This window comes from Nostoc foliaceum FACHB-393, assembly GCF_014698505.1.
In the GTDB taxonomy this organism is placed as follows: Bacteria; Cyanobacteriota; Cyanobacteriia; order Cyanobacteriales; family Nostocaceae; genus Nostoc; species Nostoc foliaceum_A.
Map to the genome: position 1 here is coordinate 121,773 of NZ_JACJTD010000009.1, position 20,023 is coordinate 141,795.

The window sequence follows — 20,023 nt, forward strand, 5'->3', positions numbered from 1 at the left end:
AGCACTCGAAACTCACTACTCTTTTTGCTTGTAGTAAGGACTTTAGTCCTAAGTTAACCTAGTGTCTGCAAGTAAGAACTAAAGTTCTTACTACGAACGAATCCTATTTATTTACGCCAAAACCAATCTCTCATTCGCTTGTTTGACAGCAAATTGATTACTCGGACGACGTAGCCCCAAGTTTTCCCGCAAAGTACTACCCTCGTATTCAGTACGGAACAGTCCGCGTTTCTGGAGGATGGGAACGACCAAGTTAACGAAGTCATCCAACCCTGTAGGCAAGATGGGCGGCATGATATTAAAACCATCTGCTGCACCGTTGTTAAACCACTCCTCTAGTTGATCAGCAATACTTTCAGGAGTACCAAGGATGGTGCGATGACCTCGTGCAGTAGCCAGAGACAGATACAACTGACGTAGTGTGAGAGTCCCACGAGTAGCTAAATCCCTGACTAATTTCAGACGACTCTTATTATTGTTGGTGTCGCTTGGTAGTTCAGGAGCTATATCATCTAAAGAGTATTTCGACAGATCCACACCTTTGTAATAGTTCCTTAAAATACCCCAAGCTACATCAGGATGAATCAACGATTGCAGAAATTCGTATTTCTCTTGGGCTTCTTCTTCAGTCCGGCCAATGATTGGGAAAGCTCCAGGCATGATTTTCAGATCGTCTGGAGAGCGTCCATATTTCGCCAACCGACCTTTGACATCAGCGTAAAATTCCTGGGCATCGGCTAGGGTTTGATTGGCGGTGAAGATTACCTCAGCAGTACGCGCAGCTAAATCCCGTCCAGCTTCCGATGCTCCAGCCTGCACAATCACCGGATAACCTTGAGGTGGACGACCAACGTTCAAGGGGCCTTTGACAGAAAAATGTTTACCCTTGTGGTTGAGTATATGTAGTTTATCCGAGTCGAAATAGATACCAGATTCTCTATCACGGATAAAAGCATCGTCTTCCCAGCTATCCCACAACCCTTTCACCACTTCTACAAACTCTTCTGCACGTTCATAACGTTGGCTATGTTCCGGGTGATGCTCAAGACCAAAATTAAGTGCGGCATTCTCGTTACCTGTGGTGACTACATTCCACCCCGCCCGGCCTTTACTTAAGTGATCTAGCGAGGCGAACTTCCGTGCCAGAGTGTAAGGTTCTTCATAGGTAGTCGAAGCAGTGGAAATAAAACCAATGTTTTGAGTTACAGCAGACAACGCCGAAAAGAGTGTCACCGGCTCGAAATGGACAAGCTTACCGTTGCGTCTTTGCGTTTGAGGATCGCCACCCCAAACTCCTGGGCTGTCCGCCAGAAAAACTGCATCGAACAAGCCACGTTCAGCGGTTTGGGTAATTTCTTTGTAATGCTCGAAATTAAAACCCGCATCTATTTGTGCATCTGGATGACGCCAGGCAGAAACATGATGTCCAGTGGCTTGAATAAATGCTCCTAAACGAAACTTACGTGTTTTGCTCATCTGCTTTTATTTTTTTGGATAGATAGTACTGCAAGGCGGAAGTCAAAAGTCGAAATGAATACAAGTTAATGCTTCCAAACGACTTGGATTGTTGCTGTGAGTTCTTCTGTAAACTGTCCAGAAGGCTCAACTGCTAGTAATGCTTCTTTGATATCTGCTTCAAATTCTTCGGCTTTGTCGCCATAGAAAATTTTCAAAGAGAAGGCTGTGGTGTACAAGTAGCCAAGATAGCTAGAGACTGTCCAGGCTTTTTCAAATGGCACTTCATACACTTCTTGGCGGGCAAATTTTGAATTGGCAATTACAACTTCATGGGGAGGATCAATCGGTTTACGAGTACCTTGTCCTCTTTGTCCAGTTCGTCGCTCCTCACCTAACCATTTTTTCACTACTTCTATGGCAGCCTGTTTCCAGGGTAGAGAACTTACCCAAGGATTATCACCTGTATTGAGCAGTGCTACAGCACCATCATCTGCCAACAATTCATAAAGGCGCTCTAGTACAAGTTCCCGTTCCATCCAGTGAAAGGCTCTGCCAATGGTAGCTAGTTTAAATACCCCTAAACTAGGGTTAATCAGTTCTGCGCCTTGTTCTAGCCAAGTAATATTATTTGCTCCTACAACTGCTGCTTGGCGTTGCGCTTCTTTGAGCATTTCTGGATCGGGATCGATCGCAACTACTTCCTGAAATTTTGTGCTGAGGGGAATGGCAATTAAACCTGGCCCAGTACCCAAATCAAGCAGTCGTCCCTGACCATTAAGATGAAAAATTTCGGTTAGTTTGTCGAATACAGCAGGTGGGTATTTAGTTCTGTATTGAGCGTAAACCTCAGCAGCACCCTCAAATAATGTTGGGTCATAGGTAGGAAGTGTTTTCAGTTGGGTCATAAGTTGGTTTTTTGGTTAATCAATCTATATTTAGGGATTGGGAAAATTATTCTTAAGATTTCTCTAGTCTCTGTTGGTAAGACAAATCCAGAAAAGAGTCCGCGTATTCCGATAATTCCGACGTTCTTCTCAAGTTTGTTTAAACCATTTAGAACATTGATAAGGGGTTTCATTACTACTTGCGCTAAGTACACGATCAATCTTTACCCCATCAATATTGTTCTGTGGCTCTGGCTAAGTAGTCGTCATCAATTGTATACATTAGATGAAAGTCTACTTTTCAGTCAGCCAGTAAATGAAATGCTGTAGTGGATTTCTCACAAAATACTATAACTTGATTGATTTACCGTATTTTGTTCTGTAACAAAGCTTTTCATACTTCCCAGAAAAATGCAAGTGCCCTTAACACAAGTTTGCCAATAAAATCTTGTAAAAATATGTCTTAAGAGACTTGCTTTTTATTTTGTTTTATGCAAATATCCAGAATTAATAGCGAAACACCTAAATACCGATAAGCTTTTAGTAATTTACTGGTAACTACTAATTTAGGTTGACACAGTTCTCAGAACATCCCACTGTGAGCCTTTCTTGCCTCGTCTGTAATCTTTTAACACCATTTATCTTTGCCAAAAGCTGTTCGTAAACCAGAATTCAGAATCGATGAAAACTCCATCCATAAAGGGATGGAGTTTTAAAAAAGAATAATTGTCAACCAGAATTTATCAGTCACTGGTAGAGAATTTCTCCTGACTTCTGAGTTCTTCTTCATCAATAAACCTCGGTAAAGCAATCTATCTGAGAAATATTGTCCGCAAAAAGATGTGTAATCGGGATGTAAAAATCCTGTGGGGTGCTAGCGATCAAAGATTTATTAATTTTCTGTGCATAACTCAAGAACTAATGTTTAATGTTTTGTGGAATTACGGGCTAGTTATCCCAGCCTTTTTGAATGGATTTTTTATCTTTTCGTCAGCCGCACTTGCTGCTGAAATGCCAAATATATCTGAACCAAAATCAGAGATTAGAGGAATTTCCCCAAACAGCGGAACTCTCCTTATTAAACCGACTCAGGCTGGATTTAATCAAATTGCCAATGCAGAAATAATCAAAACGCCAGATTTTTCCCTATCCCAAAAAAAAAGTTTACTCTCCCAGCGGACTTTAACAAATCAAGACAAACCTCTAGGACAAGTTACATCTGTTTCTGAGTTATCTGATGTTCAACCTACAGATTGGGCATTTCAAGCTATACAGTCTTTAGTTGAGCGTTATGGTTGCATAGCCGGATACCCAAGCGGTGATTTCCGGGGGAACCGCGCCTTGTCACGCTACGAATTTGCGGCTGGGTTGAATGCTTGTCTCGATCGCATCAACGAGTTGATTGCTACTAGCACCCAAAACTTAGTTACAAAAGAAGACTTGGCTGCTTTGCAAAATTTACGAGAACAATTTGCATCCGAACTGACAGCGTTGCGAGGTAAGCTTGATACCTTGGAACAACGTACATCTGAGGTAGAAGCCAATCAGTTTTCTACAACCACCAAATTGGTAGGTGATGCGATATTTTTGGTGGCTGATACATTTGGCGATCAGGCCAACAATACCCCAGCCAATGATACAGAAGATAGCACTAACACCTTTCTTGCCTACCGCGCCAGATTAAATTTTCAAACTAGTTTTACTGGTAGAGATCAACTCACAACGCTATTGACACTTGGTAGCGCCATCCCTAACTTGACAAGCTCTACGGGAACTGCAATGACCCGTTTTACCTTTGATAGCGATGGTAGAGAAGGAACATATCTAAGTCAGTTAGTATATCGTTTTCCAGTAGGTAGCCAAGGTACTGTCTGGGTAGGAGCTAGAGCGCTGCAACCAGCCATTTTTACACCAACCTTAAACGCCTCAATTGGTGGGCTAAATGGTGCTGCTTCCAGGTTCGCAGCATTCAACCCTACTATCTACCGGCCTGGTTTTGATGGTGCTGGCGCAGCTTTCGCATACAAGTTCAGCGATCAATTGCAATTAAACGCAGGTTACATAACTAATGATGATCAAGCCAATATCCCAGAAGGTGACAGTAATGGATTCTTCAATGGCAACCATCTCGCACTAGCTCAGTTGACCATATCACCTACTCGTCAGCTAGATATTGGTCTTACCTACGCCCGTAAATACTTTGGTACTGGAGCTTTTAATCTTACTGGTGGGACAGGTAGTGTGTTTGCTAGAAATCCTTTTGGACAAAACGCTACCACTACTGATAACTTCGGACTGCAATTTAACTGGCGAGCTAGTCGTCGCTTTCATTTAGGTGGTTGGTTTGGTTATACCCTAGCTAATCAGCTAGCCAATGGTGATAGTGATGCAACTATTATTAATGGTGCGCTCACTCTTGCGTTTCCAGACTTGTTTCAAGAAGGCAATGTAGGTGGAATTATCGTTGGTGTACCGCCTAAGGTGACTAGCAGTAATTATCGCCCAACACCCGCAGCCCCTCTCCGACAAGACCAAGATACCTCTTTGCATTTAGAGACTTTTTATTCCTATAGGGTAAATGACAACATCCGAATTATCCCTAGCTTGTATCTAATTACCAAGCCCGAACATAATGATACTAACGATCAGATTTGGGTGGGTTCTCTCCGCACTACCTTTACTTTCTAGTCAGCAACTCACAGGAAAATCCCATAGCCAAAGCTGAAAAAGGAATATTCCCCACTTCTTCTTGGGAGTTGCTTTTTACTTAATTTCGTGTAAGATGTCTTTAATCTACGGTAATTCGCTCAATATGTAGTAGTTTAAAGAAGAAATACCCAAACGACAAGGTAATTTTTTGGGTTTGTTCTCCTTGCTTCCTGTCCCTGTCTCGGTAAAACAAACATACATAACACCAAACCTATTCACGAAATAGGCGTTAATGAGAACTTCATAAAACAACTAATTGGTAGCTTATGACTATTACTCTGAAAAAGACTAAAAGCAGCGAAAAATCCCTAGAAGCAATATTCAACAACAAATTCGCCGATAAAATCATCCCTTGGTTAGTGCCTTTTACAGTGCTACTTCTTTGGGAAATTGCTTCCAGAACTGGTTTACTTTCCAGCAGAATTCTTCCAGCACCAAGTAGCGTAGTTTTTACGGCATTTAAGTTAGCCTCAACTGGAGAGCTTTTCCAACACATGGGAATCAGTGCCGCACGCGCTATATCTGGTTTTATCGTTGGCGGCGGAATTGGCTTTATTTTGGGATTACTCACTGGGTTTTCTCGCATTGGAGAACAATTACTGGATAGTTCCTTGCAAATGCTGCGTACTATTCCCAACTTGGCATTAATTCCGCTAGTAATTTTATGGTTTGGAATTGGTGATCAAGCTAGATTATTTCTAGTTTCTATAGGTGTATTTTTTCCAATTTATCTTAATACTTATCATGGAATTCGTAGTGTAGATCCCGAACTTATTGAAATGGGCAGAGTTTATGGCTTAAATACATCCCAGCTTTTGTGGCAAATTATTTTTCCAGGAGCCTTATCTTCGATTTTAATTGGTGTCCGGTTTTCCTTGGGTATTATGTGGCTGTCGTTGATTGTTGCTGAACAAATTGCAGCCGATTCCGGCATTGGTTATATGGCCATGAACGCCCGTGAGTTTATGCAAACGGATGTTGTGGTGTTAAGTATTGTTATCTATGCACTACTAGGTAAACTAGCAAATTCCATTGCTAAGGCTCTAGAAAATAAGTTTTTATCATGGAATCCCAATTACACATCTGCTGGGTAAAAGTCCCAAATACTCAATAATTGAATCGCTCGATAATCTCTAAAAAAAGGAAAAATCAAAATGGTTTCAAATATACAAGGTTCACAACTTACAATTTTGGGTTTAAGCAAAGTTTTTGGAAATAAAACTGTCTTAAACTCATTGAATCTAGAAGTAGCGCCAGGAGAGTTTATTGCTATTGTAGGGCGCAGTGGTTGCGGTAAAAGTACTCTACTACGCCTTGTATCAGGGTTAGATAAACCCACGACAGGTGGCATATTGTTAGATGGGGAACCACTACGCAAGCTCAGTCATTCTGTACGAGTGATGTTTCAAGACCCCCGGTTACTACCTTGGAAACGTGTGATAGATAATGTGGGTCTGGGTTTGCAAGAAAATTGGCGTGCAAAAGCTGCGTGGGTATTAGAACAAGTAGGACTCAAAGATAGAGCTGGCGAATGGCCGTATGTACTATCTGGGGGACAACGACAACGGGTAGCATTAGCCAGAGCATTAGTAAGTCAACCACATTTATTACTACTTGATGAGCCTTTAGGAGCATTAGATGCGTTAACTCGCCTAGAAATGCAACATTTAATCGAAGATTTGTGGCAACAGAGAGGCTTTACGGCATTTTTAGTTACCCATGATGTGGAAGAAGCTGTAGCACTAGCAGACAGAGTGATAGTAATTGAAGAAGGACGGGTTGCGTTAGATTTACCTGTAAGATTGTCGCGTCCACGAGACAGAGCTAGTGAAGTATTTGTAAATATTAGGGAAGCAGTACTAGAACAAGTTATGAATAATGAAGGTACTCACGCACATCAATTATTGCAAATGAGTCATTAATACTCCAGTTTTAAGTGGATATCTCATCTAGTAAATTAACAAAACCCCAACTACCAAGGGTGGTAATTGGGGTCAAAAAGAGAGATATTAACTTAGTTTTTTGTACCATAACTAAGGATTTTTTACTGAGTCATCAATCCCAGTGGTGTAATTGCTTTTTCCAAATCAGCTCCTTGGAAGTTTGCTCCGACTATATTCGCACCAGTAAGATTGGCCTTCTCTAAATCCGCATCAAATAAGTTCGCATTCTCTAAGTTTGCGCCTATGATGCTTGCCTTGCCTAAATCAGCACCTTGAAGATTTGCACCTTGCAAGTTAGTCCCTTGTAAGTTTGCTCGTTCTAAATCAGCACCTTGCAAGTTCGCATTCTCTAAATTTGCATTTTGCAGGTTTGTATCCTTCAGTTTTGCTCCTATTAAGTTACATCCAATACACTCATTGGTTGTTAGTAAATGTCTAACGTTCTCAACTACAGATGTTACAGGAGCTGGTGCAGATTCTATAGTTGTGGGTGGTGTTAGTGATTGAGCCTTAGCAGTAGGTTGTTCGAGCAGAGAAAATCCTGCCACAAGTATCAAAAATACGGCTGCTACTATCCAATTAGTTAATTTCTGAGAAATTGATTTCTTCATGAGTGCCTCGCTATTCAAATTCACAATCTCGACTTTAGCTTTATAGAAATTGTTCATCTAGTGGTTGATATTTACTGTAAAGTAAGTTGATCAATAAAAACAAATATTATTTTTGTTCAAATCGATAAAATAAAGTGATGTGAAATTTTGTTGCTGACAGACATCATTCAAATTCAACATTAGTGGAGTAAAAAACATGAAATACATTAATCTTGGCAAGACTAGTACATTGCGGAGGTTCCCTCCGTTGTAAAAACTGCGATCGCAATTCGCGCGATCGCGTCTCCAAAGACGAAGGTGTTCTCGTTCTCCTCCAGAGAAGCAAGCTACATGGAGCGTGCCAAAGGGAAGAGTGCCTAAAAGGAGAACACAGAGGTAAAAACCTAAATTAGTCAAATAGCATTATTTATATTATTTTTAATCTCTATTGGGCTGAGTAATTAAACCCAATTCTACATAAACTTGAGATATTAAATTTTTTATATTTGGTAATTTATTTACAAAAAAGATAGCTCCTATTAAACAACAGATACCACCGAAAAATAAAGCATTATCAACTCCTATTTTACTTGCTAATCCTCCAAAAAATAAATTACCAAAAGGTAATATTCCCAAAAAGCCTGTTGTGAATATACTTGTGACTCTACCCCTTTTATTTTCATCTACCAAAATTAATTGCACAAAGTTACTAATAGCTGCCAATGTAAGCGTATTCGTCATTCCGACAATGAAAATTAATACTAAGCAAGTCTGTAGATTATTAGAGCGAGAAAACAGTATTAAACCTAAACCTAAAACCATAGCAGAATACGCTATGACGTTTACTAATCCTGTAGCTTGTTTCCTTAAAATCAGATAAAGTCCAGCAATTATCGAACCCAGTGCGGAAGCAGTCATTAAAAATCCCATAGTTTCTGCATTACCATTTAATATTTCCCTGACGAAAACAGGTATGAGGTTAACGTGGGTCATGACCATGAAACAAATCAAAATTTGTAAAGTTAAAACATACCTAATGGGGAGAAAATCATAAGCAAAAGTAAAACCTTCTTTTAAATTTTGGAAAATATTTGTGTTTTTTAGTAAATATTTATTAGAAACTGATTTAATTTGTGCAGCTAATATAGCAAAAACAAAGGGTATATAGCTGATACTATCGACTAAAAAACATGAAGCTGCTCCAAATCTAGCAAGTAAGAAACCTCCTATCATAGGACTGACAAACTTTGCTGTATTAATTAAGAATGAATGAATAGAAATAGCACTGTAAGTATCTGCTTTGTTATCCACCAATCTAGGAATAGTTACCAACCGTGCTGGCAGATCAAACGCTTTGACAGTTCCTTGCATGATACCGATGATAATAATCCACGTAACGGTAATATGACTGTTAATAGTGAGAACAGTAAGAGTAGAAGATAGTAAAATGGATACTAACTGAGTGGTTAATAATACATAACGTAAATTCCAGCGATCTAGATACACACCTACCAATGGCGTAATAATTAACCCCATAAATTGATTGGTGAATCCAACTATGCCAACTAACATGACTGAATTAGTGATTTGATAAACCATCCATACAAGAGCGATTTGAGTCATCCAAGAGCCAAAAAAAGATACACTCTCTCCAATTACGAAAAAACAAACATTTGGAGATTTTAAAGCAGGTGGAATATCCCAATAAGTAAATAATAGTTTGCTGACTTCAGAGATTTTTTTATTACTTTTTTGCATCAATATTTTCCTTAAAGAGACTTGAGCCAATTTTTGGATGAAAAGTTCACTGACTTTGCTATTTTCTTCGCAATTATTCAGATAATTTAGGAATACTTAAATTTAGTTAAACGTAAAGTTAGCAGGCTTAATATATCTTGAGAAGGATGCTGAGACGAATGGCACTAAGAAAAGAAAAGCCAAAATGCTTGTGTAGCCTCATTCCCAGTCTATGTTCATAATATATTTAGTTTTACTAAGAATTAGTGTACCTTAAATTGCGGATTACGTATACTTTAGCTCCTAAGCACTTGTATTGTAGCTGTGACTGTGCAATAATACCAACTAAATCTACGATAAATCGGTAGATAAATAGTATTTATGGCTTTTGGTACAAGTCTTGTACACACAGAGTAATCAGTGAGAACGCGAATACAGTAATACAACTCCAGTTGATATCGAGTTGAAAATTTTGATTTTTGCTTGGTCGTAAAGCTAGCTTGATTTTGCTCAAAGTTGACGGTCATCTTAACTATGGAGGCGTAATTATGACAATTGCACTTGAACGTCCTACTAAAAAATCTCGTTCAGCACAAATTCGGGAGCAACTAGGTTATCCCATCATTGATACCGATGTGCATACCCAGGAATTTGAACCAGCTTTTCTTGAATATTTAGCTCAGGTGGGTGGTGCTAAACTTGCGGATAGTTTCCGAGACCATTTACCCGGTGCTGGACGTTATCGTTGGTTCCAGCAAACTTGGGAAGAACGTCATACTTACCGCACTGCTCGTCCTCCGTTTTGGGGTCGTCCCACGAAAGATACTTTAAACCTTGCTACTATTAGCTTGCCGAAGCTACTACATGAACGCTTGCAAGAAGCTGGGACAGATTTTGCTGTACTATATCCCAACTTGGCAACCTTAGCACCGCAAATTAAAAACGAAGAAATGCGTCGGGCAGTTTGCCGTGCAGCCAACCTCTATCATGCAGATATATTCCGGCCATACTCTGATCGCTTAACTCCCATTGCTACTATTCCTCTCAACACGCCAGAAGAAGGGATAGAAGAATTGGAATATGCAGTCAAAGAACTGGGATTGAAAGCAATTCAAATTCCCGGTTATGTTACCCGCGTTATCCCTGGCTTCGAGAAATACCCTGAAGAAGTACAAAGAGAAGCAACCTGGATTGATAATTTTGCCTTGGATAGTGCATACGATTATGATCCCTTCTGGGCGAAGTGCGTAGAGCTAAAAGTTGTCCCCACTACTCACGCCTCTGGTATGGGTTGGACATCTCGCCGTTCGATTTCCAACTACCAATATAATCACATTGGACATTTTGCCTCGGCTGCTGAAGCTTTTTGTAAAGCACTGTTTTTTGGTGGTGTGACTAATCGTTTCCCCTCTCTCAGATTTGCTTTTCTAGAAGGTGGTTCTGCTTGGGGAGCTAGCCTTTATACAGATATTATTTGGCATTGGGAAACTCGGAACCCAGAGATTTTACAAAACAATCATCCTGGTAATGTGAATCGGGAAGAATTACGGGAATTGTTCATTCAGTATGGTGGCAAAGAATTTCAAAATCGCTTCGATGAAATTGGTAGTGGTTTAGGTTTCCACGGTAAATACTTTGCACCTGAAGATCCTGGCGAATTAAACGAATTTGCGGCGGCGGGGATTACCAAAGCTGAAGATGTGCGCGATCGCTTCCTCAATCACTTCTACTTTGGTACAGAATCAGACGATACCCGTGTGGCTTATGCCTTCCATCAAAAAGCCAATCCCTTTGGCGACAGAGTAAAAGCCTTCTTGGGTTCTGATTCTGGTCACTGGGATGTACCTGATATTACAGCGGTTACCTCCAACGCTTACAGCATGGTAGAACGCGGTATCCTCAGCGAAGAAGATTTGCGACACTTCTTATCTATCCATCCTTTGGAGTTGTACACCAGTCTCAATCGTGACTTTTTCAAGGGTACAGCGATCGAGAAAGCAGCAGAAGAATATTTAATAGCTAATACTCGCGTTTAAGACAAGTTTGTGTACCTAATGCAATGACTCACTCTGCTATCTACCCTGAAGGTGGTTAATGTCCACCTTCTTATCTTGAAAAAGAGAATTTGCAATAAGAAAATAAATCTTTTTCATCGTTTATTTTCAGATTTTATCGTGATTAGCTATCTGAAAAATGAGGAGTAAAGGATCACTATTATTTGCATTTACGCCACAGAAGAATTTTAACCATTCCCATCAAAGTGATAACGAACCAAAATTTCATGAGATTTTCATCTAAAGTATTTCCAAAAGTTAACCTGCTTCAGAGATTCTCATTTTTGATAGTGCCTGGATTATTGGCTATTTCGACAACTTTAATTAGCTGCTCTGTCGAAACTCCAACTACAGAAAATAAATCAAATGGCTTTACAACAACAACTCTCCGCATCGGATATCAAAGTGCTGGAGACCTCATTAAATTGAGAGGGGGAATAGAAAAACGTCTACAACCCTTGGGTGTTTCTGTGGAATGGGCACAATTTGCAGCAGGCCCACAATTAATGGAAGCGATGAATGTAGGTAGAGTTGATATTGGCTCTGTCGGAGAGACTCCCCCTATATTTGCCCAAGCGGCTGGTACATCTTTAGTTTATATTGCTAACCGTAGCCCTGGCACAGGTGAAAGCAGTGGTATCGTAGTTCAAAAAAATTCACCAATTAAGAGCGTAGCTGACCTTAAAGGGAAAAAAATAATTTTTCAAAAAGGTTCAGCGTCTCATTACTTACTAGTTAAAGCTTTAGAAGAAGTCGGTTTAAAATATAGTGATGTTCAAGCTCTGAGTATGCCCCCATCTGAAGCGCGTGGTGCTTTTATTCAAGGGCAAATTGATGCTTGGGTAACGTGGGACCCTCATTTAGCGTTAGCGCAGAAAACTGCAAATGCCAGAGTTTTGAGAAATGCTGGGGGTATCGCTACTCAGGGTGGATATTACATGGCTTCACGAAAGTTTTCTACAGAGAATCCAGAATTAGTGCGATTAGTGCTTGAGGAGATAGGTAAAGTAGACAAATGGGCTGAACAAAACCAAGCCGAAGTTGTCAACATAACTGCTCCTCACCTCAAAATTGATGAGGATATTATTGCAGAAATGGTTAAAAGACGAACTTACGGCTTAAGAGCTATTACTCCAGAAATTATGGCAGGTCAACAGCAAATTGCAGATTTATTTACCCAAGAGAAAGTAATTCCTAAATCCATAGATGTAAAAGAAGCAATGCTGACACCTGAGCAATATGCAGCTATCACACCTAAAACCATGATTAGTCAGAAATAGGATTTTAGGTAATTAGTAATTCGTGATTAAATGTACAATCAACGTGCCGCTTTTACTGTTGTTTTGAATAATTAAAGGATTTTTATTTTATGGCAAAGACTTTTTCAACAATGTTACCTTTAGGTACTTTAGCGCCGGATTTTAATTTACCAAATGTAGTGTCAGGTAGAACGATTTCACTCTCTGATTTTGCCAAAGAAAAAGCCTTACTAGTAATTTTTTTAAGTCGTCATTGTCCATACGTGCAGCACATCAAATTTGAATTAGCAAAACTAGGTCAAGATTATATACAAAATACGGACAGAAATCTAGGAATTGTGGCAATTAGTGCTAATGATGCTACTACCCATCCTGATGATGCACCGGAATCTTTAAAAGCCTTTGCACAAGAGTTAGATTTAGCTTATCCTTTGCTTTTTGACGAAACTCAAGAGGCTGCTAAGAACTTTTTTGCAGCTTGTACTCCTGACTTTTTTCTATTTGATGCTACCGGCAGACTTGTGTATCGAGGACAATTAGATGATAGCCGTCCACAAAACGGAATACCTGTAACCGGAAAAGACTTGCGGGCTGCAATTGAAACTGTCTTGAGAGGTCGGGCTGTGACTTGGGAACAAAAGCCTAGTATTGGTTGTAATATCAAATGGAAGCCAGGTAATGAACCTGTTTATTATAAGAATTCTGCCTTAGCGTTCGCGTAGCGTCTCGTAGAGAAGCTCACCGTTGGCCTAGCCTCTCGTAGAGAAGGTATCGCAGTTCGATAGATATAGTTTCTTAATCAAAAGACTGCTGTAATTTTAGCCATCTTCAATTACTATGAAGAGTGCTGAGTTAAAAGCTCATCTCCATAAGATAGCACACATAAAAAGTGCGAAATGTCTGAATAGTTATGACTTCACTCAGCACAGGCTAAACTAACGAAATTCAGCAATATTTTGATGGATTACTATGCCCATTCCCGAACCACAACGAGGCTTTTTAGAGCAGATTATTCCGATGAAATACGATAGTTTTGAGATTGCCAAAGCGTTTCAACACAGCATTTACTTATATCGTCAGTTTCGGGAAGGATTAAACAAACCAGAGTTGGTTGTGCATTCTTCAGCAGAAACAGCTTCTATGCAATATCTGCAAACAGTTATAGATGCTTTTAGATAGTAATGAGACTCGTAGAAAAAGGATTAAGTTATGGCAGGGAAATTAGAAGATAAAGTAGCAATTATTACGGGAGCTTCTTCGGGAATTGGCGAAGCTACAGCGATCGCACTAGCCGCAGAAGGGGCAAAAGTGGTAATTGCAGCCAGAAGAAGCGATCGCTTGGAAGCAGTAGCAAAACGAATCGAATCCAGTGGTGGTCAGGCTTTACCTATTGTTACTGATATCACCGACGAAACTCAAGCCAACAATCTAATTCAAAAAGCAAATGCAGAGTTAGGGCGAGTCGATATCTTAGTGAACAATGCAGGTATAGCCTTGACAGGTAATATTGATGGCGGTAACACATCAGACTGGCGGCGGATGTTTGATGTTAATGTCTTCGGATTGCTTTATGCTACCCATGCCGTTCTACCAATTTTCAAAGCCCAAAGTGGTGGGCATATCGTCAATATTTCATCAGTGGCAGGTCGTTTAGCGCGTGCAGGTGTCGGGATATACAACGCAACTAAATGGGGTGTGAATGCTATTTCAGAATCTTTGCGGCAAGAAGTGTTGAAAGATAACATCCGCGTCACCATCATCGAACCTGGTTTGGTAGAGACAGAAATCAATAATCATGTCACTGATCCTGTAGCCAAAAAAAATGTTGAAGAACGAATCAAAGCAATTACACCACTGCAAAGTGAGGATATTGCTAGGGCGATCGCTTATGCTGTAACTCAGCCACCCCACGTTAATGTCAATGAAATTCTCATTCGACCGACTCAGCAAGAACGGTAATGAAAGAAAATAGTATTATCACTGGTTTTCATGCTCATGTCTACTACGATACCGAGACTCGTGAGACTGCTGCCCGTATACGTGAAGGATTAGGAGCTAGATTTGAAGTAAAACTTGGACGCTGGCACGATCAACCCATTGGGCCGCATCCACAAGCAATGTATCAAGTTGCCTTTTCACCAAACCAATTTACGCAAGTTGTCTCCTGGTTAATGCTCAACCGTGAAGGGTTAGATATTCTCGTCCACCCTGAGACGGGTGATGATGTCACAGATCATACAGCACATTCTTTATGGCTAGGAAATAAGCTATATTTAAACATCGATTTTCTACAACGCATCAAACCCAACGCCTCTTAAAAATCCTCTGCATACCTTTGCGTACCTACCCTGCGGGAAGGCAAAGCGCCTATGCGTTTAAAAACCGCTAAATTTTTATGCGCTAATTCGTAATAACCATAATAGTTTTCCTTATAGGCATACTTTTTCGGCTCTTGCATTTGCGGCTTATCTATGTGAATATTCTATCAGCAAAATACGGTAAATTGCTCAATTTATCGTAGTATTGGTATTGCTTGTAGCTTAATGTACGTATGTTCAGTAAGTATTTACCACATCGACTGATGAAGATTGTCAGCAGCTTTCTTCAGAATTATGAAATATCCAGAATTGGCACATTTGCCTTATTCTTTGCTGTCGGATTAAGTTTAACTCTTGTGATCTCGGCTTGTTCTTCCAACAACACAAGTAACTTTGCTGCAACGCAGACAACAAATCAAGGTGTGGTAGTTCGTATCGGCTATCAAAAAGCGGCTACTATTCTCAACGCTCTCAAAAACCGAGGCAGTTTAGCGCAAACTTTAACTGCTGCTGGTGCTTCAGTGACATGGGCGGAATTTCCCGCAGGCCCACCTATGCTGGAAGCAATGAACGCGGGTAGTATTGACTTTGGCTACACAGGAGAATCACCACCAATATTTGCCCAAGCCGCAGGTACTCCCTTGCTTTACGTTGCTTATGATCCTTGGAGTCCTAAAGCCGAAGCAATTGTTGTACCGAAAAACTCACCAATTAAAAGTGTTGCTGACCTTAAGGGGAAAAGAGTAGCCTTTGCTAAAGGGTCAAACACTAACTATCTTGTAGTCAAAGCTATAGAAGCTGCCGGATTGAACTATAGTGACATTCAAGCAGCACATCTGACACCAGCAGATGCCCGCGCAGCATTTGAAGGCGGTAACGTTGATGCTTGGGCAATTTGGGACCCCTACCTAGCAGCAGTTGAACACGATCTAGATGTCAGGATATTAACAGATGCGACAAATTTAGCACCAAATCGTGGTTACTATCTTGCTCGTCAAGAGTTTGTCAATTCTCACCCAGATTTGTTGAAAACCCTTTTAGATGAAATCAGCAAAATAGATAAATGGGCAGCAGGTAATCCAAAAGAAGTTGCCAAGTTTCTAGAACCAGAATTAGGTATTAAAGCAGCAGCATTGCAAATTGCTGAAAAACGCCGACAGTATGGCGTTTTACCGCTAACAGATGAAGTCATCACTCAGCAACAAAACATTGCTGATACTTTTCATAAAATCAAGCTAGTTCCCAAGCAAATCCAGATCAAAGAAATCGTTTGGAACGGTAATAAATCTTAAAAGTTCCTCCCCACTTCTAAAAGCTTATGGACATCAATACCCAACAGATAAAAACTGATGTACTTGTCATCGGTGGCGGTACGGCTGGGACAATGGCTGGAATTAAAGCCAAACAAGCGAATCCAGATGCAGAGGTGCTGATCTTAGAAAAGGCTAACATCCGACGGAGTGGTGCGATCGCAATGGGTATGGATGGAGTGAATACCGCAGTTATTCCCGGTCATTCCACCCCAGAACAATACGTCCGCGAAGTCACCCTAGCCAATGATGGTATTCTCAACCAAAAAGCCGTATATCAAACAGGCAAATTAGGTTATGAAGTTATCCAAGAATTAGAAAGTTGGGGTGTAAAATTTCAAAAAGATGCCCAAGGCAACTATGACTTAAAACAAGTGCATCGTGTGGGTAAATATGTTTTACCCATGCCAGAAGGCAAAGACCTCAAAACCATTCTTACCCGCCAAGTCAAACGCCACAAAGTCAAAGTGACAAATCGCGTTATGGCAACCCGCGTATTAGTCAAAGAAGGACGTGCTATTGGTGCAGTCGGATTTGATGTTAGAAACGGCGATTATATTGTCATTCAAGCTAAAGCAGTCATTTTATGTACAGGTGCTTGTGGCAGATTAGGATTACCCGCTTCCGGCTATCTCTACGGCACTTATGAAAATCCTACTAATGCCGGGGATGGCTATTCAATGGCTTATCATGCAGGTGCAGAACTTAGTAATATTGAATGCTTTCAAGTTAATCCTTTAATTAAAGATTACAACGGTCCCGCCTGTGCCTACGTTGCTGGGCCTTTTGGCGCACATACAGCCAACGCCGAAGGAAATCGCTTCATTAGTTGCGACTATTGGAGTGGTCAAATGATGTTGGAAATTTGGAAAGAATTAAACTCTGGGAAAGGGCCAGTCCAACTAAAAATGACCCACCTTGATGAAGATACAATCGCTGAAATTGAATCCATACTTTGGGCGAATGAACGACCAAGTAGAGAACGCTTTCATCAAGGCAGAAACGAAGATTATCGCACCCACGGCGTAGAAATGCACATTTCCGAAATCGGCTTATGTAGTGGTCATAGTGCTTCTGGGGTGTGGGTAAACGAAAACGCGCAAACAACTGTCTCAGGTTTATATGCAGCCGGAGACATGGCCAGCGTTCCCCATAATTATATGATTGGGGCATTTGTTTTCGGTCGTATAGCTGGGACTCATGCCATTGAATATATTGAAGATTTAGATTTTATAGAACCAGATACAGGTTTTTTAGAAATAGAAAAAGCGAGAATTTATGCACCATTAACTCGCCCGAATGGTGTACCTCATACCCAAGTCGAATATAAATTAAGACGCTTAGTTAATGATTATCTGCAACCACCAAAATCAGGTAAAAAAATAGAAATTGGTTTGAAACATTTTATTCAATACGAACAAACATTAGATTTAATGGGTGCGCGCGACCCTCATGAATTGATGCGCTCTATGGAAGTACATTTTATTCGAGACTGTGCAGAAATGGCAGCCAGAGCATCATTATATCGTCAAGAAACTCGTTGGGGACTTTATCATTACCGCTTAGATTATCCAGAAAAAAATGATGATGAGTGGTTTTGCCATGTCAACTTAAAAAAAGATGATTCAGGGCAAATGATATTGTTTAAACGTCCTGTAGAGCCTTACATTGTGGATGTAGATACAGTCAAAGAATTATATGATGTCACTGTGAGGTAAAATATTAAACAATTAATTTATTCAAATGCACCGAGCATTAACATAGTAAAAAAAAGATGCAATTAACTACTTATGATGTACCCAAAGGATTTAGCAGCTTTGTTACCAACTTAGGTATTAAAGATAATACTGATGATTTTGTTTTGATTAAATCAGAAGTTCCATGTGTTGCTGATGGCGTATTTACTCAAAGCCTATTTGCAGGGCCGAGTGTGACTATCAGCCGCCGAAATTTAAAAGATGCTCAAGCGCAAGGCATTATAGTCATATCTAAAAATGCCAATGTTGCTAATGGTGCTATTGGCGTTGCTGATGCAGAAGAAATTATTCAACTCGTCGCAACTGAAACTGGGATAGCTGCTCAAGATATTGTTATAGCATCTACAGGTGTTATTGGAAGACGTTACCCCATAGAAAAAATCCGAAATGGTTTATTAGGTATAGGAAAAAAATTAGCTACTGCGAATTTTGAAAAAGCAGCAGTAGGCATTATGACAACTGACACCGTACCTAAACTAGCTGTGCGAAAAATTGGCAATGCTAAGTTAATCGGAATTGCTAAAGGCGTTGGTATGATTGAGCCTAATATGGCAACTCTGTTAACTTTCTTTTTCACTGATGCAGCCATTCCAAAAGATGTACTTTCTGCTATTTTTCGACCTATTATAGATAAAACTTTTAACTGCCTGAGTGTAGACACTGATACTTCTACAAGCGATTCTGCTGTGATTCTTGCCAATGGTTTAGCCGGGGAAGTTTCACAACAAGAATTTAGTCAGGCTTTACAAGAAATTGCCCATGAATTAGTGCTTAAAATCGCACGAGATGGAGAAGGTGCTACTAAAGTTATTGAAGTTAATGTAGATTCCGCTATTAACTATAAACAAGCAAAACGAGTTGCCAAAGCAATTGTGAATTCTCCTTTAGTAAAAACAGCTATTTATGGAGCCGATCCCAACTGGGGAAGAGTAGCTATGGCTATAGGCAAATGCGAACAAGATAAAGAGATAAATCAGGAGAAAGTGCAAATTAGATTTGATGATATTCAAGTTTATCCTGATGCTTCTTCTGAGGAAAAATTAGAGCAGCTAAAAAAAATTATGTCCAAAGAAAAAGTAAATATTCATGTTAGCCTCAATATTGGCGAAGCTGCTGCAACTGTATGGGGTTGCGACCTTTCAGAAGGTTATATAGATATAAACGGTAAGTATTCAACTTAAAATAATATTTTTTCTATATAAAAATGTCTATTTATAACACAATTGGTCAACAATATTCAAAAACTCGCGTTTCTGATATTCGCATTGTCAATCAACTAATTGATTTACTTAATTTACCCAAAGGTAGCATTATCGTTGATATTGGTGCTGGTACTGGAGGTTATAGTCTAGGGTTAGCTAACCAAGGATTTTTTGTTTATGCTGTTGAACCTTCTGTGGTGATGCAAAAACAAGCAGTAGAACATCCACAAATTAAGTGGTTTACTGGGTATGCAGAAAATTTACCTCTATCAGATAAGTCTGTTGATGGCGTTGTTAGTACCCTGGCAATTCATCACTTCAGTCATCTCGAAAAAGCTTTTCAAGAAATGCAAAGAGTTATTAGAGATGGAACAATGGTTTTGCTAAGTTTTGATATTAGATTTGCTCAGAAGATATGGCTTTATGATTATTTCCCTTTTTTATGGGAAGATGCTTTACGATTTTTACCGCTTAACGAACAAATTAATTTAATAGAGAATAATACTAAAAGGCGTGTTGAAGTGATACCACTTTTAGTACCACACGATTTATCTGATTTGTTCGCAGCAGCAGCCTGGAGAAGACCAGAGTTATATCTTCAGCCAGAAGTACGCGCGGGAATATCATCTTTTGCTTTAGCAAATCAAGATTTAATAGAACAAGGATTACAGTTATTAACAGCAGATTTAAGTAGTGGAGAATGGACTAAAAAATATGGTGATATTTATAAGTTGACAGAGATTGATTTAGGCTATCGTTTTATCCGCACAACCTTGGATAATTAAACTATTTTAATTTAAAT

General features: G+C 39.8%; 18 protein-coding genes. 13 read left to right on the forward strand and 5 right to left on the reverse strand.

Annotated elements, in window-relative coordinates; all coding sequences use genetic code 11:
- Positions 1 to 111: 111 nt before the first annotated feature.
- Complete coding sequence (locus H6G92_RS10495; protein ID WP_190893509.1) at positions 112 to 1,476, reverse strand: LLM class flavin-dependent oxidoreductase; 1,365 nt, start codon at positions 1,474 to 1,476, stop codon at positions 112 to 114.
- A gap of 65 nt (positions 1,477 to 1,541) precedes the next feature.
- Positions 1,542 to 2,363: a class I SAM-dependent methyltransferase gene (locus H6G92_RS10500; protein WP_190893512.1), complete on the reverse strand. Its 822-nt coding sequence runs from the start codon at positions 2,361 to 2,363 to the stop codon at positions 1,542 to 1,544.
- 819 nt (positions 2,364 to 3,182) lie between these two features.
- Between H6G92_RS10500 and H6G92_RS10505 the strand changes: the two genes are divergently transcribed.
- From H6G92_RS10505 to H6G92_RS10515, 3 genes are all read left to right on the forward strand, one after another.
- Positions 3,183 to 5,030, forward strand: a complete 1,848-nt coding sequence (locus tag H6G92_RS10505; protein ID WP_242059084.1) for an iron uptake porin — start codon at positions 3,183 to 3,185, stop codon at positions 5,028 to 5,030.
- Positions 5,031 to 5,317: 287 nt separating this feature from the next.
- On the forward strand, positions 5,318 to 6,145 hold the full coding sequence (gene ssuC, locus H6G92_RS10510; protein ID WP_190893514.1) for an aliphatic sulfonate ABC transporter permease SsuC: 828 nt from the start codon (positions 5,318 to 5,320) through the stop codon (positions 6,143 to 6,145).
- Between the two features lie 60 nt (positions 6,146 to 6,205).
- A complete protein-coding gene (locus H6G92_RS10515; RefSeq protein WP_190893516.1) occupies positions 6,206 to 6,973 on the forward strand; it encodes an ATP-binding cassette domain-containing protein in 768 nt (255 codons plus the stop codon).
- 122 nt (positions 6,974 to 7,095) lie between these two features.
- Here H6G92_RS10515 and H6G92_RS10520 read toward each other — a convergent pair whose 3' ends face one another.
- The 3 genes from H6G92_RS10520 to H6G92_RS10530 all read right to left on the reverse strand — a co-directional run bounded on the left by H6G92_RS10520 (position 7,096) and on the right by H6G92_RS10530 (position 9,342).
- Entirely contained in the window at positions 7,096 to 7,605 is a 510-nt protein-coding gene (locus tag H6G92_RS10520; RefSeq protein ID WP_190893519.1) for a pentapeptide repeat-containing protein, read from the reverse strand.
- 90 nt (positions 7,606 to 7,695) lie between these two features.
- Positions 7,696 to 8,001 (reverse strand): hypothetical protein, encoded by a 306-nt coding sequence (locus H6G92_RS10525; protein ID WP_190893521.1) that lies wholly within the window; start codon positions 7,999 to 8,001, stop codon positions 7,696 to 7,698.
- Between the two features lie 21 nt (positions 8,002 to 8,022).
- Positions 8,023 to 9,342, reverse strand: a complete 1,320-nt coding sequence (locus tag H6G92_RS10530; RefSeq protein ID WP_190893523.1) for an MFS transporter — start codon at positions 9,340 to 9,342, stop codon at positions 8,023 to 8,025.
- A gap of 527 nt (positions 9,343 to 9,869) precedes the next feature.
- Here H6G92_RS10530 and H6G92_RS10535 point away from each other — a divergent pair.
- From H6G92_RS10535 to H6G92_RS10580, 10 genes are all read left to right on the forward strand, one after another.
- Complete coding sequence (locus tag H6G92_RS10535; protein ID WP_190893526.1) at positions 9,870 to 11,357, forward strand: amidohydrolase family protein; 1,488 nt, start codon at positions 9,870 to 9,872, stop codon at positions 11,355 to 11,357.
- A 245-nt stretch (positions 11,358 to 11,602) separates the two neighbouring features.
- On the forward strand, positions 11,603 to 12,655 hold the full coding sequence (locus H6G92_RS10540) for a sulfonate ABC transporter substrate-binding protein (RefSeq protein ID WP_190893528.1): 1,053 nt from the start codon (positions 11,603 to 11,605) through the stop codon (positions 12,653 to 12,655).
- An 89-nt stretch (positions 12,656 to 12,744) separates the two neighbouring features.
- Positions 12,745 to 13,356: a thioredoxin family protein gene (locus H6G92_RS10545; protein WP_190893530.1), complete on the forward strand. Its 612-nt coding sequence runs from the start codon at positions 12,745 to 12,747 to the stop codon at positions 13,354 to 13,356.
- A 247-nt stretch (positions 13,357 to 13,603) separates the two neighbouring features.
- Positions 13,604 to 13,813, forward strand: coding sequence for a hypothetical protein (locus tag H6G92_RS10550; protein ID WP_190893532.1), 210 nt, complete (start codon positions 13,604 to 13,606; stop codon positions 13,811 to 13,813).
- Positions 13,814 to 13,843: 30 nt separating this feature from the next.
- Complete coding sequence (locus H6G92_RS10555; RefSeq protein WP_190893535.1) at positions 13,844 to 14,593, forward strand: SDR family oxidoreductase; 750 nt, start codon at positions 13,844 to 13,846, stop codon at positions 14,591 to 14,593.
- Positions 14,593 to 14,952: a DOPA 4,5-dioxygenase family protein gene (locus tag H6G92_RS10560; RefSeq protein WP_190893538.1), complete on the forward strand. Its 360-nt coding sequence runs from the start codon at positions 14,593 to 14,595 to the stop codon at positions 14,950 to 14,952. The genes H6G92_RS10555 and H6G92_RS10560 overlap by 1 nt, the downstream gene beginning before the upstream one ends.
- A gap of 233 nt (positions 14,953 to 15,185) precedes the next feature.
- Positions 15,186 to 16,244, forward strand: a complete 1,059-nt coding sequence (locus tag H6G92_RS10565) for a sulfonate ABC transporter substrate-binding protein (RefSeq protein WP_190893541.1) — start codon at positions 15,186 to 15,188, stop codon at positions 16,242 to 16,244.
- 26 nt (positions 16,245 to 16,270) lie between these two features.
- Complete coding sequence (locus tag H6G92_RS10570) at positions 16,271 to 17,980, forward strand: fumarate reductase/succinate dehydrogenase flavoprotein subunit (RefSeq protein ID WP_190893544.1); 1,710 nt, start codon at positions 16,271 to 16,273, stop codon at positions 17,978 to 17,980.
- Positions 17,981 to 18,036: 56 nt separating this feature from the next.
- Entirely contained in the window at positions 18,037 to 19,200 is a 1,164-nt protein-coding gene (argJ, locus tag H6G92_RS10575; protein WP_190893546.1) for a bifunctional glutamate N-acetyltransferase/amino-acid acetyltransferase ArgJ, read from the forward strand.
- Positions 19,201 to 19,223: 23 nt separating this feature from the next.
- Positions 19,224 to 20,006 carry a class I SAM-dependent methyltransferase gene (locus tag H6G92_RS10580; protein ID WP_190893549.1) on the forward strand — a complete coding sequence of 261 codons (783 nt, stop codon included), beginning with the start codon at positions 19,224 to 19,226 and terminating at the stop codon, positions 20,004 to 20,006.
- Positions 20,007 to 20,023: the final 17 nt, after the last annotated feature.

What these genes read in the sequence shown, in the direction of transcription:
- H6G92_RS10555 (WP_190893535.1), top strand. Translation starts at nt 13,844, where the DNA reads ATGGCAGGGAAATTAGAAGATAAAGTAGCAATTATTACGGGAGCTTCT.
- H6G92_RS10570 (WP_190893544.1), top strand. Translation starts at nt 16,271, where the DNA reads ATGGACATCAATACCCAACAGATAAAAACTGATGTACTTGTCATCGGT.
- H6G92_RS10505 (WP_242059084.1), top strand. Translation starts at nt 3,183, where the DNA reads ATGTGTAATCGGGATGTAAAAATCCTGTGGGGTGCTAGCGATCAAAGA.
- H6G92_RS10580 (WP_190893549.1), top strand. Translation starts at nt 19,224, where the DNA reads ATGTCTATTTATAACACAATTGGTCAACAATATTCAAAAACTCGCGTT.
- H6G92_RS10530 (WP_190893523.1), bottom strand. Translation starts at nt 9,342, where the DNA reads ATGCAAAAAAGTAATAAAAAAATCTCTGAAGTCAGCAAACTATTATTT.
- H6G92_RS10565 (WP_190893541.1), top strand. Translation starts at nt 15,186, where the DNA reads ATGTTCAGTAAGTATTTACCACATCGACTGATGAAGATTGTCAGCAGC.
- H6G92_RS10515 (WP_190893516.1), top strand. Translation starts at nt 6,206, where the DNA reads ATGGTTTCAAATATACAAGGTTCACAACTTACAATTTTGGGTTTAAGC.
- H6G92_RS10545 (WP_190893530.1), top strand. Translation starts at nt 12,745, where the DNA reads ATGGCAAAGACTTTTTCAACAATGTTACCTTTAGGTACTTTAGCGCCG.
- H6G92_RS10535 (WP_190893526.1), top strand. Translation starts at nt 9,870, where the DNA reads ATGACAATTGCACTTGAACGTCCTACTAAAAAATCTCGTTCAGCACAA.
- argJ (WP_190893546.1), top strand. Translation starts at nt 18,037, where the DNA reads ATGCAATTAACTACTTATGATGTACCCAAAGGATTTAGCAGCTTTGTT.
- H6G92_RS10560 (WP_190893538.1), top strand. Translation starts at nt 14,593, where the DNA reads ATGAAAGAAAATAGTATTATCACTGGTTTTCATGCTCATGTCTACTAC.
- H6G92_RS10495 (WP_190893509.1), bottom strand. Translation starts at nt 1,476, where the DNA reads ATGAGCAAAACACGTAAGTTTCGTTTAGGAGCATTTATTCAAGCCACT.
- H6G92_RS10520 (WP_190893519.1), bottom strand. Translation starts at nt 7,605, where the DNA reads ATGAAGAAATCAATTTCTCAGAAATTAACTAATTGGATAGTAGCAGCC.
- H6G92_RS10540 (WP_190893528.1), top strand. Translation starts at nt 11,603, where the DNA reads ATGAGATTTTCATCTAAAGTATTTCCAAAAGTTAACCTGCTTCAGAGA.
- H6G92_RS10500 (WP_190893512.1), bottom strand. Translation starts at nt 2,363, where the DNA reads ATGACCCAACTGAAAACACTTCCTACCTATGACCCAACATTATTTGAG.
- H6G92_RS10550 (WP_190893532.1), top strand. Translation starts at nt 13,604, where the DNA reads ATGCCCATTCCCGAACCACAACGAGGCTTTTTAGAGCAGATTATTCCG.
- ssuC (WP_190893514.1), top strand. Translation starts at nt 5,318, where the DNA reads ATGACTATTACTCTGAAAAAGACTAAAAGCAGCGAAAAATCCCTAGAA.